This is a genomic window from Vibrio spartinae, assembly GCF_024347135.1.
GTDB lineage: Bacteria > Pseudomonadota > Gammaproteobacteria > Enterobacterales > Vibrionaceae > Vibrio > Vibrio spartinae.
The window spans coordinates 235989-251829 of the sequence record NZ_AP024907.1 but is presented as its reverse complement, the minus strand read 5'-3'; the positions used below and the strand labels follow the sequence as shown (position 1 = coordinate 251829).

The window sequence follows — 15841 nt, the reverse complement described above, 5'->3', positions numbered from 1 at the left end:
TGGATAATTATATAAAAATTACTCATACTAACCTAACAATACTAAATGTAGTACAGCTTCTTAATTACTTCCTTATTTGATGCCTTATAAATATAAATGACATACCTAAAACAAGACCTAATATTATTGATAAAATTATAACAATTATTTTCTTAGGCTTAATTTCGTCAACGTCTACAACTGCCGGATCAACCGTTTTAAATACATATTCTTTACTCACCTTTGTCAGCATTAATGTTTTAGTTTGTTGTTCAATCAATTGGTAAAGCATATTGCGGCTATCAGCAAGACTTGTCTGATTCAGCTGATTATTTAAATACGCAATCCGACTCTGTGCTTCGAGCATATCTTGCTGACGAATTTCATCATTTAAATCAGCGATTAACCATGTCGCCCAACGTTGGGTGACATACGGAGAATAAAAACGAACCGTCACTGTCACCATACCGGTGTTGGAATCTAGTTTTACATCCATGATGTTCTTCAGAAAATACTGCGTCGCTTCTAAAATTGTGGGTTCAAGAGTCTCACCATCCTCGGCCAACCATCGTTCTTGTTCTGGGTCATAAATATCCGTATTAAAATAAAATTCGTCAGAATCTTTATTCCATCCATCCATTGCCATCACCGGTACCATCAAGTGATGACGCTGAATAAAACCACCAATAAACTTTCGTGATTGAAGCACCTGAAGGGCTAAAATAGTCTTATCTGTATTTCCTTTCCCAAGATTGATTCCGGCTAAAGAAGCTAATCCACCGAATTGACTGTTTAATACCGATGCCATCCCCATTTGTTGTTCATCAGATATTGGTGCAACCAGCACCTGAGACTCATATATCTTATGTGAAAATAAAATATAGCTCCCTCCGATAAGAACAGAGAAAAGCATCCATAAAACTATCCACCATTTACCTTTCCAGAGTACAGAGAATATCGCGCGCAAATCAATTTCATTATCGGTAATCCGAGGAACAGGATAATAAAATGGTGCAGATTTGGTATTGAATGCTTTATCTTCCATTTCACTCATTATCAAGTCATTCCTAAGTTATTGTGAGCTAGAAAAATCGTTATTTAATTGCATTCCATGCAACACCTATCTGATACATCATTTGTGTAGCAGTGCTAAATGTACTCAGATCGTCCAAGTAATCTGTATCAATCGGAACAACAATAGTGTCTCCGGGCTCTAAAGATTTCTCGGAACGAACAAACCAATGAGATTGATTGGGTAACATCACCGCACCATTGGCCCGAATCACATAAACACGATCAGTATCCGCCTGTTTTTTCTCCCCGCCGGCTAAGTTAATGTATCTCTCAACAGACAGACCGGGTTTAAAGGTGAAATTACTTGCAATTTGTACCTGACCAAGTACCGAAATCGTATTTCTTCGCGGAGGAATATACAGCTTATCACCATCTTCAAGCATGACATCGTCTTGAGACTGACCTAATAAAATATTCGGTAAATCAATAACTAACCGACCAACAGCTGGAATATCTAACAGATCATCGACAACTTTCATCGCTTCTGTCGGAGATGAAGTATACGTCGCAGCACTGCTTTGACGCCGGAGTGTCAGTGAAGCGATCTCTTGCCGAAGATTATTGGTCACCATTTTCATCCGCTGCTGTTCTTGCAGACGTAATACCTCACGACTGAATACAGCGCCTTGTGGATAGGCAAACTGAGAAAGCCCCCCGGCACGTCTCACTAAGTCTTGAATCGTCTCACCTTGGCTAATTGTATAGCTTCCGGGATGCATGACTTCTCCCTGAATCTCAACAATATTGTTGGTCTTCCAGTTGGTTTTACGTTGTACAACAACCCGATCTTTCGATTCGAGCAGAAAATTATCATTGGGATTGGTCAGCGCTTTGAGCAAATCAAACGTTTGATGATGAATCGCAATGGTGCCAGGCATCGGAATCACGCGAGACAATTCTGCCTCATCTTTGGCGGCAGACTCCAGTAATCCACCGGCAGCCACAATCGCATCTTTTAGGCTTCCGCCTTCGACAAGTGGATAGACGCCCGGATAACGGACAGCACCGCTGATTTCATAAATTTTCGCTCTTTCACCATTGACCGCTTGTAGTTGTAAACGACTAATTAAGGGCTCTAATAACCGTGAGCGGGACGCAGGATCACTGTTTTGCATTTCCTGCAATTCTCTATCGCTGCCTTGTACCCCTAATTGGGGTTTTCCACTCTCGACCAGTTCAACTCCGGTTAATGCATCCCGCTTTTTGGGATGCTTCAGCATCTTCTGTTTTTCAGCATGAGAAAATAAATCATCGGATGTTGCCGGTGTTTGTTGTACTGATTCAGTCTTCCATTCATTCAAGGAGATATTCGTGGCAAAAACAAATAATTGATCATTGGGCTGCAATACAAGATCATCCGCTGAACTGGCAATATTGATGGCATTATTCAAACTAAATTGTAAGACTTTGATGTTATGTTTACGCCCGGTTTCGCGCACAATGATTGCGTAATCCAGATCAGCATTCGGTGCCAGATCATCCGATGAAGATAATAAATCCGAAATTCTCATACCCTGAGAATATGCATACGCACCTTGTCGAATGGTCGCTCCTCTCACAATGACTGCATTTTTCAACACATCACTAATTGGGTTAATCGTAATATCGTCACCGTCTTGCAGGATAAATTGCTTGTCTTTACCTTTGGTTAAATCAAGCGTATGGATATGAACCCCGTCGTTCTGATAGCGTTTAACCTGAAGCTGAGGCAAATAAGCATTCGCTTTACTCCCTCCGGCAAGCTTCATCAATTGCTTAATCGTCGTTCCCGATTTAATTTCATAAACGGCAGGGCGACGAATTTCTCCCCGAATACTGACTGAGGGCCCTTTGGCTGCAACAAATACGGTGTCACCTGACTGTAGACGAATATCACTCAGCTTATTTCCTTGCAAAAGCAAATGATATAAATCCAACCGGGCGATCACTTTATGCTCTCGACGAACTGTAATATTTCGCAAAGAACCACTTTTGCTAAACCCACCCGCAGCAATCAGCGCCTGAGTCACGGTTGCCAAACTCGGAATGTTATAGGCACCCGGCTGATATACATCCCCTGCAACATAAATTTGCATCATGCGCAAAGAACCAAGAGAGATGGAGACTTCAGCACCGAGTATCTGCTGATTAATACGCTTTGTCAGATTCGCTTTTAGTTCACTAAAAGTCTGACCTGCCACATAAATCGGCCCCAGTTCAGGGAACTGGATAGAACCATCTCGTGAAACACTGAGGTTATAACTATTATTCTGACTCCCGAACAGTTGGACATTAATTTCGTCACCGGCAGCAATCAGATAATTATTCGGAACGGGTAAGTCGTCAACAGGGGTATAACTTGAAGGCTGCCCCGAGAATAAATCATAACCAAAGTCAACTAACTGTTCAGCGTTATCGCCCTGTCCTTCTTTCGCTGATTTTTGCTTGCTACTCTCTGCTTTTTGTTGTTTATCAACGTCTCTCGGCTGTATCGTCTGCACAGGCTGAGATGCGCCCTCCGCTTTACCCGAGCCCATTAAACTTGATAAATCAACACCATATTGCCGAGCCAATGCCTGCTGCTGCGCTGGTGGTAGCTGCTTAAACTGGGCGAGTTGTGAGGCGGTAAAATTGGCAGACCAAGAAGAAAAACTACTAAAGGAAACAAAAAAAACTATGATTAATCTGAATAGAATATATCTCATCAAGTTCATCCAATGTCCAAACAATTGCTAGTGAATCGATTAAAAACGAAAGTCCCAGTTAACCCAGTAATTCCATTTATCAGTTTGATTATTTTTTGTATCAGCCATGAAATCGGAGCCCAATGTCAGGCGGCTATTTGCCAACGGCAAACGCACATAGGCTGTTAGTTTTTTCAGGGTTTCATCATCACCAGTCTGATGATAACTCTGCCCTTGCAATGTAATTTCCCAGCTATCGGGCGTAATCCAAAGTAATTTCAATGATTTTGCTTCCCCGACATCCATACCACTGACAGACTGATAGTCATGTTGCCCCACCATAGTCGAGCGATCAGACAACATGTCTCGCCATTGTTGCTTTGCATCATCAGTTAACTGCTTCACCTCGGCAACCCAACGCAGCGACTGCCCACCGAGATCAAACTGGCTTTGCCAGCCGATGACCAGAGATCCCAGAGATCGATCATTCACTAAACTGGCTCCCTGCGCATAAAGACTTTGAGTCACAACGGTTCCCACATTTAATACTGGCAGACTCAAGCGAATATCAGCACTATATTGCTCTTGTTCACCGTCCTGCGGTTGAAGTGAACCCGTCAAATATCCATCCCAGTCGGGTTTATCAAACCACTTTTGATAAACCAAACCAATATTCAATCGGTTGAATGGACTAAACTCAAATCGATTTGACCACTGCTTATCATTCCGGTTTGGGGTCTCATTCAACCCCCAGAAAGTTTCAACATGCCAGTTACCGAATATCGGCCAGTCATAGCCATCATAAGCCAAGCTAAAACCGGGCACGGTGCGACGAGTATGCCCCCAAGCCAGATTATAAATCGACGTCGGCCCCCACCAATGCTGCAAACTGCCGAAAGTCGCACTCAAATTTCCCCAATTCAGTGCGAGATAACTATCATCCAGCCCATAGTCGGTGTCTTCACGGCCAAATTGATCCGGGGAACGCTGATAGTTTGCAGCGACACGAAAAGCATAGTCGTGCTCCACAAGTTCATAGCTCGATTTTACCTGCCAGTGTGCGGTCAACGGGGCGGCAAAACTCCTGTCGTCCCGAGACGCATGAGCATACCCCAAGGCAACATGCTTGCGGCCATTCCCTATAGTATCTTGGCTTAATGCGTAACTGAGATGTTGATAGGCTTGCTCCAGCGACGGGGGGAGCTGAACCATATCCATCAGTTGTAGATCGGTATCAAGGCGAGACCAACGTATTGGATAAGAATTGATAGGTACAGAGATAAGACCGGCATCCGCCAGCATCTGTAGATCAGACTTAAGGTAGGCATCGTCCATAGATACCCAAGGTGCCGCTTCACTTTTCAAAGAAAAAAGCAGCGGAAAAACAATAAGATAAGATAAAAAAAATCTTAGAATTATATTTTTAGCCAAGAGAATACTCACACCACAATAAACTGACGATTATCAGAAGAAAGAGGACTTGTTCAAGCACGCTACCGCCCTTGGGTCGGCTTCCCAGAAAGCATGCTAAGAGCCCATCCTTGTACTCAAAACAAATACTCACACTCATGAGTAAACAGAATCAAAACAAAACGTTGTATATCAGTTTTTCAACAAATAAAAGCCACACCCGACTTGTATTTATTTCAACTCAGTAAAAATCAGAATTTTTCAAAAAAATATAGTTCAAACATCTCGAGATACAATACACATCCGTATTATTCACTACTCTGAAGCTATAGAAATAAGCAGCCGTATCATGGACGAACACGGGAGAGCATCCATATATTTATATCTATCTTTCATAGTTTTAGTAGAGAAAATCAAATTTAGCAAGTGACGAACGAAACAATGAGCATATAAAATCTACGCTTCACTCCCCACCATAACACTTCGCATAAAAATCATTGTTTTCAATAGCTTTAATTTACAATAATACAATTAAACGTGTAAGTCTAGATCCTCCCATATTGGTTTGACAATAAATTTCAAGACGAAATATCTCTGTTGAAATCACTAAATATGCATATAAAACTTGTTAGCATACATGTCAAAATCAAGCGAAAAAACAAAGAAATGATGTCCTGAATCAGGTTGATTTTAAAAATATGAATACAATCATGTATTCATTTAGCTGACAAAATAAATGATGAATTTTTTATAACAACGCAATATAAGCCGATAATTTCACACATGTAGTTTACATAACCTCTAAAAATGTATTATGTTTAATAAGCTCTTGTGTATTTTGTGAGCAACATCGATGTTAATGTTATTTCCTAGGAGATAAGTATGAAGAAAACTGCAATTACGTTGCTGGCAATGTTTGCTTTCAGTGGTATTGCAAGTGCTGCCCCAGCTGCGGGAGTTGTTTCCGGTAGTGCCGGTTCTGGCGGTGCTGGTGCTGGTGCTGGAGCCGTTGGTGCTGGTGCTGGTGCAGGCGGCGCTGCTGGTAGTGTTGCTGCAGCAACGGGTACTGCAATTGGTAGTATCAGTGCAACGATCGCAGCGACAACTGCGGCTATCGTTGCAGCAACAGCTGTCGCGGTCAGTGCTTCGAATGACACGACTGCAACATCAACAGTGACAACACCTCAGTAACAGTAGTTATTGACTGTTCATTTAATAAAAACAACAGCCGTCTTTGGCGGTTGTTGTTTATTTTGTTTAATTATGCCTTTATGACAAATTTTTCCCGTTTTTCTCATTACTGTTACTTATTTTTCACACCATTACTCTTACTTGTCGGATGCTCTCAAAATGCTCAAGACTTGTCTGAGACCATCCAGTCCGCTTTATGGGGACCGGATAATCATTCAATTTCACCAGACAAAGTTGAGGAACTGCCTTACGCAAGTTTGTATATAAAAATGGGAGAGAACCCATTAGCCCTGATGATTCTCACTTGGGCCGAGTCAACAAATTCACCAGACCATTCGACTCATTTAAAGTGGCTGTCAGCTAATCGAGAAATGTTGGTGACACAATCAGGCAGGGTGATAAAAACCGTTAATCTGAAAGAGGGGAACCTCATTCAGGTTGACTCGAACAATATCGACCCTCTGGTATTAGGGCTGCAAAAGGACACAACCCCCCACACTTGGCAATATAAAATGACTTGGTCTCCGGGATATCACGCAAGTTATCAAGTGTTATCTACATTTACGCTTGGCGAGATAGAAAACAAACATTTGCCAAATGGGGCTCAAGCCCTGCTTCATGTCGTTGAACAGGTCGACATTCCTCAAATAAAGCAACAATATCAAAATAACTATTGGATCAGTCCCCACTCGGGTGAGGTGATTGCAAGTGAGCAGTACATTTTCCCGGGTTCAGAAAAACTGACCCTTTCTCTCGGCAAGCGTTACGTGGGAGACAATCGCGGATGAAGCCATGGACAATCATCTTTTATTTAATCCTGTGCATCAGCACCGGACTGGCATCCGTTTCCTTTGCCGCGTCAACTGATATAGGCATTCACTTTGAATCGTCACCACCAAACCACCTCACCTACGATTATTTTCCCCGTCTTGATGAAGTGGTTTTACAAGCGCTTGATAAAACGGGGGCAAATTGGCGCATGATCGACTGGTTCACATCCGGTATCTATGACACCAACATCGAATTAAAGTTGAAACAACAAGTCTTCGGTGTCATCGCAAAACAGAAAGCCATCGCCAGCAAACGCTATCATGAGTCTTGGTTCTACTGGTCACAACTCAGACATTCTCTCGAATCTTTACACTACGCTAAGCGAATTTTTCAAACGATTGATCCGGATGCAATTCGCCTCCGTCTGTCACTGAATCCCAAATTAAGCGGAAACTGGCTCATTACCCTAAAATACGCGCCTAAAAATGTACTGGTTTTAGGTGGTATCACGAAGCCGGGAAACCAAACGTGGCAGCCTCGTCTGGATGCGAGAAGCTATGTACAAACTGCCGGGCTATTTGACGGGACGATATCAAAGGTCATCGTGATCCAACCCGACGGCAAAGTAGAAGAGCATCCGATAGGGTACTGGAACCAAACCTTTTCAGAAATAGCCCCCGGAGCGATTATTTATGTCCCTCTTCCGGTTGAAACACTCCCTATCATTTATCCAAATGATCGCCTTCAAAATCCCAACGACCTTGTTGTTGAGCTACTAAGAAACAGATTGCCATGATGAAACACTTATCCGGTTCTTTAAACTGGCCACCCTATGCATCCATGACGATTGCGACGATAGTCTTTGGCCTGACATCGCTAAACACCTATTCAGACGAGTTTAGCCCGCCATCACTGACCCACTCCCAATCCGATTTCGGTGGTGTCGGATTAATCCAGATGCCAAGTGGGAGAGTGATGCCGGAAGGGGCGCTTGAACTCAACGTCACCAATAATGATGACTATATTTACTATTCATTGTCTCTACAGTTATTCCCTTGGTTGGAAACGACCATTCGTTATACCCAGATCCATGATTTACTTTATAGCAACGACGCGTCTTTTAGCGGCGACACAAAATATACCGACAAGTCAGCCGATGTAAAACTCAGCCTTGTAGATGAAAGTTTTTGGCTTCCCCAAATTGCTGTCGGATTCCGAGATATTGGCGGTACGGGACTATTTGATGGCGAATATATTGCAGCCAATAAACAGTTCGGCCCTCTCGATTTTACGCTCGGTGTTGGTTGGGGATATCTCGGTAACCGGGGCAATTTATCCGGTGATAACCAAACCTCTGCTGACTGCGGCAGAAGTACAGGCTATCAAGGCACAACCGGCAGTATTTCTCTGGATAGCATGTTCACTGGATGTGCTTCACTTTATGGTGGGATCGAATATCAGACACCGTTTGATCCCTTGGTGTTCAAACTAGAATATGATGGCAATAACTACCAAAGTGATTTTCCTGTCACTCAGGGGAAGAAAGCAATGCCGGTATCCACACCGTGGAACATCGGTCTGGTATATTCATTCACAGATTGGGCTCGTTTGAGACTGAGCTATGAACGCGGTAATACATTCACCGCGGGGATTTCACTCAATACCAATCTTGCGACCCTGAGACCAGTCTGGATTGACGAACCTCGTCCGGATTACCATCCACAAACCAAAAAAAGCACGTTGTCAAAAGAAGAGTGGCAACAACTCGTGGCTGATATTCAAAAAATTGCCGGCTATCAGCAAGCATCTCTCCGGCAAGATCAAGCCAACAAAACCGTGACGCTCACCGGGACTCAGCAAAAATATCGTCATAAAAAAGAAGCTGAAGAACGCGCTGCATTGTTGATCGCGAACAGTGGTGTGGATGCCGATACCTATAAGATTGTTGAAACCGCAAATGGACAACCCCTGACAGAAACTCAAATCAATGCTTATGCATTTGAGCGAGTCGCTAGGAATGATTACCCGGGAGCGGATTTTGATGATGCCAAAACAACCAATCAACCCTCTGTTATCTCTGGAGAGGTAACAGCACAAGGTTCTAAAAACTGGCAGTTTGGTTTCACCCCGGCGTTACAACAATCTTTCGGGGGGTCTGAGAATTTCTACCTCTATGCCATCGGGGTAAAAGCCAATGGTAGCTATCGGATGGGACAGCATTTCATCCTCTCCAGCAGCTTATATGGCAACATCACGGATAATTATGATGAATATAAGTATACCGTGCCGCCCGATGGGACTGATTTAAAAAGGGTCAGAACGCTGGCACGTCAATATTATGATCACACCTTCCGTATGGACAGTCTTCAACTTACGTACCTTGATCATTACGGAGACAACTTCTACGGGCAAGCATATGGCGGCTATCTGGAATCCATGTTTGCCGGAGCCGGCGGCGAAGTTATCTATCGTCCGCTCAATCAGAACTGGGCTTTCGGTATCGATGGGAATTATGTCAAACAGCGCGATCCCGATAGTGTATTGGGCTTATATAAAGAAGAGCAACACTTTGATGCACAAACCGCCCGTTACTACCGTGTTCAGACGGGAACATTTACCGGTCACGCGACACTTTACTGGCAGCCGCAATTCTGGTCGCTCTTCAACAACACTTTACTGAAGATCAGCGCAGGTCAATACCTTACCGAAGATAAAGGGGTGACAGTTGATTTTTCCAAACAGTTTGATAGTGGTGTGATTGCCGGTGTATTCGCAGCGAAAACAAATCTATCCGCGTCAGAGTATGGGGAAGGGAGCTTTACCAAAGGCATCTATATTTCGATTCCTCTCGACCTAATGACCATCAAGCCAAGTGTCAATCGTGCCAATATTTCTTGGTTACCACTGATGCGAGACGGGGGACAAAAACTCAATCGACAATATGAGCTTTACAACATGACCGACGCTCGCTCACCTTGGTTTACAAAATCAATTACAGAATAAACACAATGCATTATGATACTTATCTCGTTATAAACGGGATAAGTATCATGTAGTTAATATACTGTAGCAGAGGGGAAAAACGGGATGCACTATGACGTATTCAATGGTGATGCTGATGGTATTATTGCGTTACTGCAATTGCGTCTGAGTACCCCCAAAACACACCGATTGATTACTGGTGTCAAGAGAGATATCCAACTATTGGATCAAGTCGTCAAACTGGGTGATGCAACATCGGTCACCGTGCTTGATATCTCAATGATGAAAAACATTGAGCCATTACAACGCCTCCTCACGCAACGCATTCCTGTTTTCTACTGTGACCATCACCAGAGCGGAGAGATTCCAAATTCGGAACATCTGGAAACGCTAATCAATTTAGATGCAGAAACTTGTACCAGCCTGCTGATTAATCAAAAACTCAAAGGCGAATTTATTCACTGGGCAATTGCCGGCGCTTTTGGCGACAATCTTCATCAACGGGCTCAATCGCTCGCAAACCATGCAGGGTTATCGCAGGAAGATAGCGAATTTCTTTGTGAACTCGGCACCTTGATCAACTACAATGGCTATGGTGCAACCCTTGATGATCTTCATATTCCACCGGCAGAGCTCTTTCAACAACTACTCAACTATCCCAGTCCATTCACGCTAAGAGAAGAGCCTGACTCTCCTTATTATCTCTTACAGCAAGGCTATGCGGATGACTATGCGCAAATCATGAGTCTCACCCCGCTGACTGAAAATCCGTCATGTCGAATATTTGAACTCCCCAGTACAGCTTGGGCGAGACGAATCAGTGGCGTGTTCGGTAATAAACTCGCCAACCAATCCTCCCGGCAGGCTCACGCAGTGTTAACCCTCAATGAAAATCAGCAGGATTATACTGTCAGTGTCCGGGCACCTTTAAACAATCGTACCGGAGCCGATGAAGTGTGTAGCCTGTTTGCGACAGGTGGCGGGCGAAAAGCCGCTGCCGGTATCAATACCCTGCCTTGTGAGCAGAAAGCTCACTTTATCGATGTACTGACCCAGTATTATCAGTCATTGTAATGGCAGGACATTGTTGTTGAAGCGTGTTATCACGGGAAGCGGCTCCCCCACTCCAACGGATAGATCCTCAGACCCTATCCCCGCTTCCTTTACCAGAAACTGTCTGGATAATGTATAAGAAGTAGTTCCTGATGCTCATGGTCTGAATCATTTTCTGATCTAATTCAGCGGCCAATTCGGGCGTAGACATGTCAACTTCATTTACCTGAGCTAATCCGGTAATACCGGGGAGGACGCTAAAAACACCGCGTTGTTCTCTTGCTTCTATCAACTGTGTCTGATTAAACAAACACGGTCTCGGACCGACTAAACTCATTTCACCTTTCAGTACATTGATAAGTTGCGGTAACTCGTCAATTTTGGTTTTTCTTAAAAATGCCCCCAATTTTGTCACAGAAGTCGCACCGACCAGATGTGTCGCAACAGACTGAGTATTGGGTGGCATCGTCCTGAACTTAATCAAGGTAAATGGCTTTTGATAACGGCCAACCCGAGTCTGGGTAAAAATAGGGCTCTTTGTATCAAAATATCCCAAAATACAAACGCATAACATCACCGGCCACAAAATCATAAGTCCCAGTAATGCAAAAACAAAATCCAGTAATCTAATCATTGTTGCTCTTTCTGCTGTTGATATGCCCGAACCGTTTGTCTGAGCCCCGCCTCCAGAGAGACTGGCGGAGTCCACCCCAACTTCTCTTTTGTTGCACGAATATCAAGCTGCAGAGGATAACATAACCTCTGGCCAATCGCCCGTTTCCCCAATAGCGACAGTCCCCATAATAGCAACCGGGGGGGGACTGGTATCAAACGAGACGGCACATTCATCACTTTCGCTAAAAGGCGTAAGAGCTGGGAAATTGAGATATCATGATCATCGGAAACAAGAAAGGTGTTCCCTGCAGCAACCGGATGGGTACAACACGTGATAATGAGATCAGCCAGATTATCCAGATAGACCAGACTCCTTTTGGCCGGAATCACGCCGAATGGCAGAGGTAGGGACCGAGAAACCCAGTTCATCATCGACAAGAAATTCGCTTTGACTCCCGGACCGTAAACCAGTGGCGGACGAATCACAACAACTTCCAGCCTTGTATCATCGGCTAATTGCCATAATCCGACTTCAGCCTGATATTTGCTCATACCATAAGGATCTTCTGGTTGCGCATCGAATGTCGGCAAAAAAGGTTGCCCTGCTTTCGTCCATTCACCGTTGACCTTAATTGAACTGACAAAAATAAATCGCTTCACACCTGCTTTTGCAGCTTGGCGCGCTAAATTTAGCGTACCAAGCACATTCACATCTTGATAAGCATGTTGCGCTTCAGCCAATGATTCATTCATTTGATGCACTCTGGCAGCACAGTGCACGACACAATCAACACCATTAAGAACCGGAGTCCAATCGGTATCCGGTTCTAATGCACAAACAATCGATGGTTGCCGGGCATGATCTGCAGCACTTCTGCCATGCGTCAAAACATCCCAACCTTGATCGCGGGCCATCTGTGTGACTCGTCCTCCGACAAAGCCGGAACTCCCCGTAACTAAAATTTTCACTCTTTTCCCACAAAATTCGGATGCTCAAAAAACAACCGAAGCATCAATTACTTTCAATAATCCGAAGTTTACAATTGATCCTGATGAAGTGTAAGCCTTAAACTAAGCCGTCGGTGCTCAAGAACAAAAATATATAACCGACAAATAAGACATCAACCTTTCATATTTCTGTGACATCAATTGGGCATAAAGCAATGTTTACTCCGATTCAATTACTTCTCCGCACCAGACGTCGCAATAAGCGCCTGATTAGCATCTGTTATGATATCTTTGCAGTCCTGACATCACTACTCTTTGCAATGGTCCTTCGCCTTGATGGCTTTCATTTCATCTTGGGGTACAGAGAGAGCCTATGTGTTTTCGCAACACTTGTCGTGACGCTGATAACTTTTATTCGGTTTGGCATGTATCGCGCAGTGCTTCGTTATATGATGCTCCCCGCGATCGGACATATATTCTTAGCGGTTTTTCTATCCTCTTTAACACTTGCACTCAGTGGCTTTTTCTTTCAGGCATTTATTCCCAGAAGCGTCCCATTTATCTACGCCGGTTTGGCCATTCTGACTCTGGGTGGGCCTCGAATCCTCATTCGAACAATTTATTACTACGATTACAAACGCCATAAACCCAATGTGTTCATATACGGCGCTGGCGCAACTGGCAGAGATCTGACCTATGCGCTGATACAGGGTGATGAATATCATCCGGTTATTCTGCTCGATGATGCCCCGACCAAAACCGGACAAATTATGTTTGGTATCCGCGTCCATCATAGTGATGAATTCGAACGGTTAAAATCTCTCTATCAACCGGTAAAACTGCTGCTTGCTATCAATAACATTAGCAAAGGTGAGCGACTACGGTTGCTGGAAAAACTCTCCCATTGGCCAATAGAAGTACAATCAGTGCCCAGTGTAGAAGATATAGCTACCGGTAAAGCAAGAGCAACCGATGTCAGGGATCTGGACCTGTTCGATCTGCTCGGACGTGCACCGGTTGATCCCGACATCACTTTATTATCAAAAAACATCACAGATAAAAGTGTAATGGTCACCGGTGCTGGCGGATCAATCGGTTCAGAGCTTTGCCGACAAATACTGGCACAAAATCCAACAACACTCGTCTTATTTGAGCTTAATGAGTATAACTTATATAAAATTGATCAAGAGCTTCAATCGATAAAGTTCAGAAATAACTTACAAACCACAATCATCACTGCTCTTGGTTCCGTGCAAAAAGAAAACCGAGTTCTCAAACTGATGAAGGCACATAATGTAGAAACAGTTTATCATGCAGCAGCCTATAAACATGTTCCGATCGTTGAAGATAATATTGTCGAAGGCATTGGTAACAATGTCTTCGGGACATTATCCTGTGCCAATGCAGCCATTCAGGCTGGTGTAAAAAACTTCACGCTGATATCGACCGACAAAGCGGTTCGACCGACCAATATTATGGGAGCAAGTAAACGGATGGCAGAGCTTGTGTTACAAGCACTTGCCGATAAAGAGACAGACACAACATTTACCATGGTCCGGTTTGGTAATGTATTAGGCTCTTCAGGCTCTGTCGTCCCTCTGTTTAAAAAACAAATTCGTCAAGGCGGACCTGTTACGGTGACACACCCAGACATCATTCGCTATTTCATGCTCATTCCTGAAGCTGCACAACTTGTTATTCAGGCAAGTGCAATGGGACACAATGGACAAGTATTCGTATTAGATATGGGAGATCCGGTAAAAATATTGGATCTCGCAAAACGTATGATTCACTTAATGGGAATGAAAGAATATTATGACGGAAAAGTGGATGAAGGGGATATCGAAATCCGTTTTACAGGACTACGTCCCGGAGAGAAATTATATGAAGAGCTATTGATTGGGGAAAATGTCGAAGGGACGAGCCATCAAAAAATTATGACGGCGTCTGAAGACAAACTTTCTTGGACGGAAATGGAAGATCTTCTATCTCAGTTAGATGTATGCTGTCATAATTTTGATGTCGGTTGTATCAGAAGAATTTTACTTGATGCGCCTACTGGTTACCAACAGTTACCAGTAGAAAAATAAGCTCTAGACTATCACCCAAACACCATGGAAAGTTACTAAAAATTACGGTAAAAAATCAGAGTAAATATATTTACTCTGACACGATAACATCTAACAAGAGATCTGAGTCAGCCCATAATACTTTTCTTTATCCTTTTGTAGTTGATTGGAAACTTATTGTTTGATATAAGTATTTCTCGCTAAATGATCTAATATATTTATTTTAATAGACACTGGTAGAAATAGTTTAAAAAATTTTAACATTTAAAAAACCTTAATTTTATAATCACAAAAAAACTTGATCATTGAAGATAAAAAACACTTAATATGCTTTACTCCTTTACGACCTGTATTTCCACCAAAGTGTTTTATTTTAAAATTTGGAACATAATATAAATCTCCAATTTTAGATGCTCTCAAACTCAAATCAAAATCTTCAAAATATAGGAAATATTTATCTGAGAAACCACCGATTTGGAGTAAAGAAGAATTTTTAAATAGCATACAACAACCGGATACAATATCAACTTTTGATGGTTTTGCATTATCTATAATATCTTGACATGTATATTCATCTAGTTTTCTCTTAAACAAAAAATTTAATAATTTAATATCAACAAACCTAACAAATAATACTAAGAGCGAAGGATATCTTTTTATACCAGAAACAACAGCATTATATTCATTTCTGATTTCTGGAGAAGTCAATATACAAGATTCACATTTTTCCATATAGGATAATGCTTCATTTAAGGAATTTTCTTGAAAAATAACATCGGGGTTAAGAATTAAATAATATAATTCTTTTGACTCATGTATAGCCAAATTATTTGATACACCGTATCCTGGATTATCACTTCTTATTACATATGATAGTTTATACTTCTCACTAAAATCCATCTCCTCTATGATCGACATTAACTCCTCATATAGAAAATCACCTTTATTATCAATGAGAGTGAGATAAAGCTTGGATACATTTGCAAATCTAGCGGATAAGAATAAAGAATGAATAACAGTATAAATATCCTTAACTTGATGGCCGTAGACAACAATAGATACGTTTAGTGTTCGCTTAGGCATAAA

Annotated in this window: 12 protein-coding genes; 6 read left to right on the top strand and 6 right to left on the bottom strand. The window is 42.6% G+C overall.

Annotation, left to right across the window (positions count from 1 at the left end):
* Window positions 1–64: 64 nt before the first annotated feature.
* The 3 genes from OCU60_RS01070 to OCU60_RS01060 are packed head-to-tail and all read right to left on the bottom strand — an operon-like array spanning window position 65 to window position 5051.
* Complete coding sequence (locus OCU60_RS01070; protein WP_074372268.1) at window positions 65–1033, bottom strand: Wzz/FepE/Etk N-terminal domain-containing protein; 969 nt, start codon at window positions 1031–1033, stop codon at window positions 65–67.
* 40 nt (window positions 1034–1073) lie between these two features.
* Window positions 1074–3737 (bottom strand): SLBB domain-containing protein, encoded by a 2664-nt coding sequence (locus tag OCU60_RS01065; RefSeq protein ID WP_159439445.1) that lies wholly within the window; start codon window positions 3735–3737, stop codon window positions 1074–1076.
* 39 nt (window positions 3738–3776) lie between these two features.
* Window positions 3777–5051 (bottom strand): capsule assembly Wzi family protein, encoded by a 1275-nt coding sequence (locus tag OCU60_RS01060; protein WP_074372270.1) that lies wholly within the window; start codon window positions 5049–5051, stop codon window positions 3777–3779.
* A 957-nt stretch (window positions 5052–6008) separates the two neighbouring features.
* Between OCU60_RS01060 and OCU60_RS01055 the strand changes: the two genes are divergently transcribed.
* From OCU60_RS01055 to OCU60_RS01035, 5 genes are all read left to right on the top strand, one after another.
* Window positions 6009–6317, top strand: coding sequence for a hypothetical protein (locus tag OCU60_RS01055; protein ID WP_074372271.1), 309 nt, complete (start codon window positions 6009–6011; stop codon window positions 6315–6317).
* A gap of 80 nt (window positions 6318–6397) precedes the next feature.
* Entirely contained in the window at window positions 6398–7105 is a 708-nt protein-coding gene (locus OCU60_RS01050) for a YjbF family lipoprotein (protein ID WP_074372272.1), read from the top strand.
* Window positions 7102–7884, top strand: coding sequence for a capsule biosynthesis GfcC family protein (locus OCU60_RS01045; protein WP_074372273.1), 783 nt, complete (start codon window positions 7102–7104; stop codon window positions 7882–7884). The genes OCU60_RS01050 and OCU60_RS01045 overlap by 4 nt, the downstream gene beginning before the upstream one ends.
* Before the next feature lie 44 nt (window positions 7885–7928).
* Window positions 7929–10091: a YjbH domain-containing protein gene (locus tag OCU60_RS01040; protein WP_228449017.1), complete on the top strand. Its 2163-nt coding sequence runs from the start codon at window positions 7929–7931 to the stop codon at window positions 10089–10091.
* Window positions 10092–10175: 84 nt separating this feature from the next.
* A complete protein-coding gene (locus OCU60_RS01035) occupies window positions 10176–11144 on the top strand; it encodes an acetyltransferase (RefSeq protein WP_074372275.1) in 969 nt (322 codons plus the stop codon).
* Between the two features lie 67 nt (window positions 11145–11211).
* Here OCU60_RS01035 and OCU60_RS01030 read toward each other — a convergent pair whose 3' ends face one another.
* The gene (locus OCU60_RS01030; protein ID WP_074372276.1) at window positions 11212–11757 is read right to left on the bottom strand and encodes a sugar transferase; all 546 of its coding nucleotides are present in this window, start codon (window positions 11755–11757) and stop codon (window positions 11212–11214) included.
* Window positions 11754–12707, bottom strand: coding sequence for a UDP-glucose 4-epimerase family protein (locus OCU60_RS01025; RefSeq protein ID WP_074372277.1), 954 nt, complete (start codon window positions 12705–12707; stop codon window positions 11754–11756). Before OCU60_RS01025 ends, OCU60_RS01030 begins: the two co-directional genes overlap by 4 nt.
* Before the next feature lie 194 nt (window positions 12708–12901).
* On the opposite strand from OCU60_RS01025, the gene OCU60_RS01020 reads away from it, so the two are divergent.
* A complete protein-coding gene (locus OCU60_RS01020; RefSeq protein ID WP_074372278.1) occupies window positions 12902–14776 on the top strand; it encodes a polysaccharide biosynthesis protein in 1875 nt (624 codons plus the stop codon).
* Window positions 14777–15019: 243 nt separating this feature from the next.
* Here OCU60_RS01020 and OCU60_RS01015 read toward each other — a convergent pair whose 3' ends face one another.
* A complete protein-coding gene (locus tag OCU60_RS01015; RefSeq protein WP_074372279.1) occupies window positions 15020–15838 on the bottom strand; it encodes a glycosyltransferase family protein in 819 nt (272 codons plus the stop codon).
* Between the last annotated feature and the right edge of the window lie 3 nt (window positions 15839–15841).

Bases quoted from the DNA above. Each gene is read 5' to 3' on its own strand.
- OCU60_RS01030 (WP_074372276.1), bottom strand. From the start codon at position 11,757: ATGATTAGATTACTGGATTTTGTTTTTGCATTACTGGGACTTATGATT.
- OCU60_RS01050 (WP_074372272.1), top strand. From the start codon at position 6,398: ATGACAAATTTTTCCCGTTTTTCTCATTACTGTTACTTATTTTTCACA.
- OCU60_RS01060 (WP_074372270.1), bottom strand. From the start codon at position 5,051: ATGGACGATGCCTACCTTAAGTCTGATCTACAGATGCTGGCGGATGCC.
- OCU60_RS01055 (WP_074372271.1), top strand. From the start codon at position 6,009: ATGAAGAAAACTGCAATTACGTTGCTGGCAATGTTTGCTTTCAGTGGT.
- OCU60_RS01035 (WP_074372275.1), top strand. From the start codon at position 10,176: ATGCACTATGACGTATTCAATGGTGATGCTGATGGTATTATTGCGTTA.
- OCU60_RS01020 (WP_074372278.1), top strand. From the start codon at position 12,902: ATGTTTACTCCGATTCAATTACTTCTCCGCACCAGACGTCGCAATAAG.
- OCU60_RS01045 (WP_074372273.1), top strand. From the start codon at position 7,102: ATGAAGCCATGGACAATCATCTTTTATTTAATCCTGTGCATCAGCACC.
- OCU60_RS01065 (WP_159439445.1), bottom strand. From the start codon at position 3,737: ATGAGATATATTCTATTCAGATTAATCATAGTTTTTTTTGTTTCCTTT.
- OCU60_RS01040 (WP_228449017.1), top strand. From the start codon at position 7,929: ATGACGATTGCGACGATAGTCTTTGGCCTGACATCGCTAAACACCTAT.
- OCU60_RS01015 (WP_074372279.1), bottom strand. From the start codon at position 15,838: ATGCCTAAGCGAACACTAAACGTATCTATTGTTGTCTACGGCCATCAA.
- OCU60_RS01070 (WP_074372268.1), bottom strand. From the start codon at position 1,033: ATGAGTGAAATGGAAGATAAAGCATTCAATACCAAATCTGCACCATTT.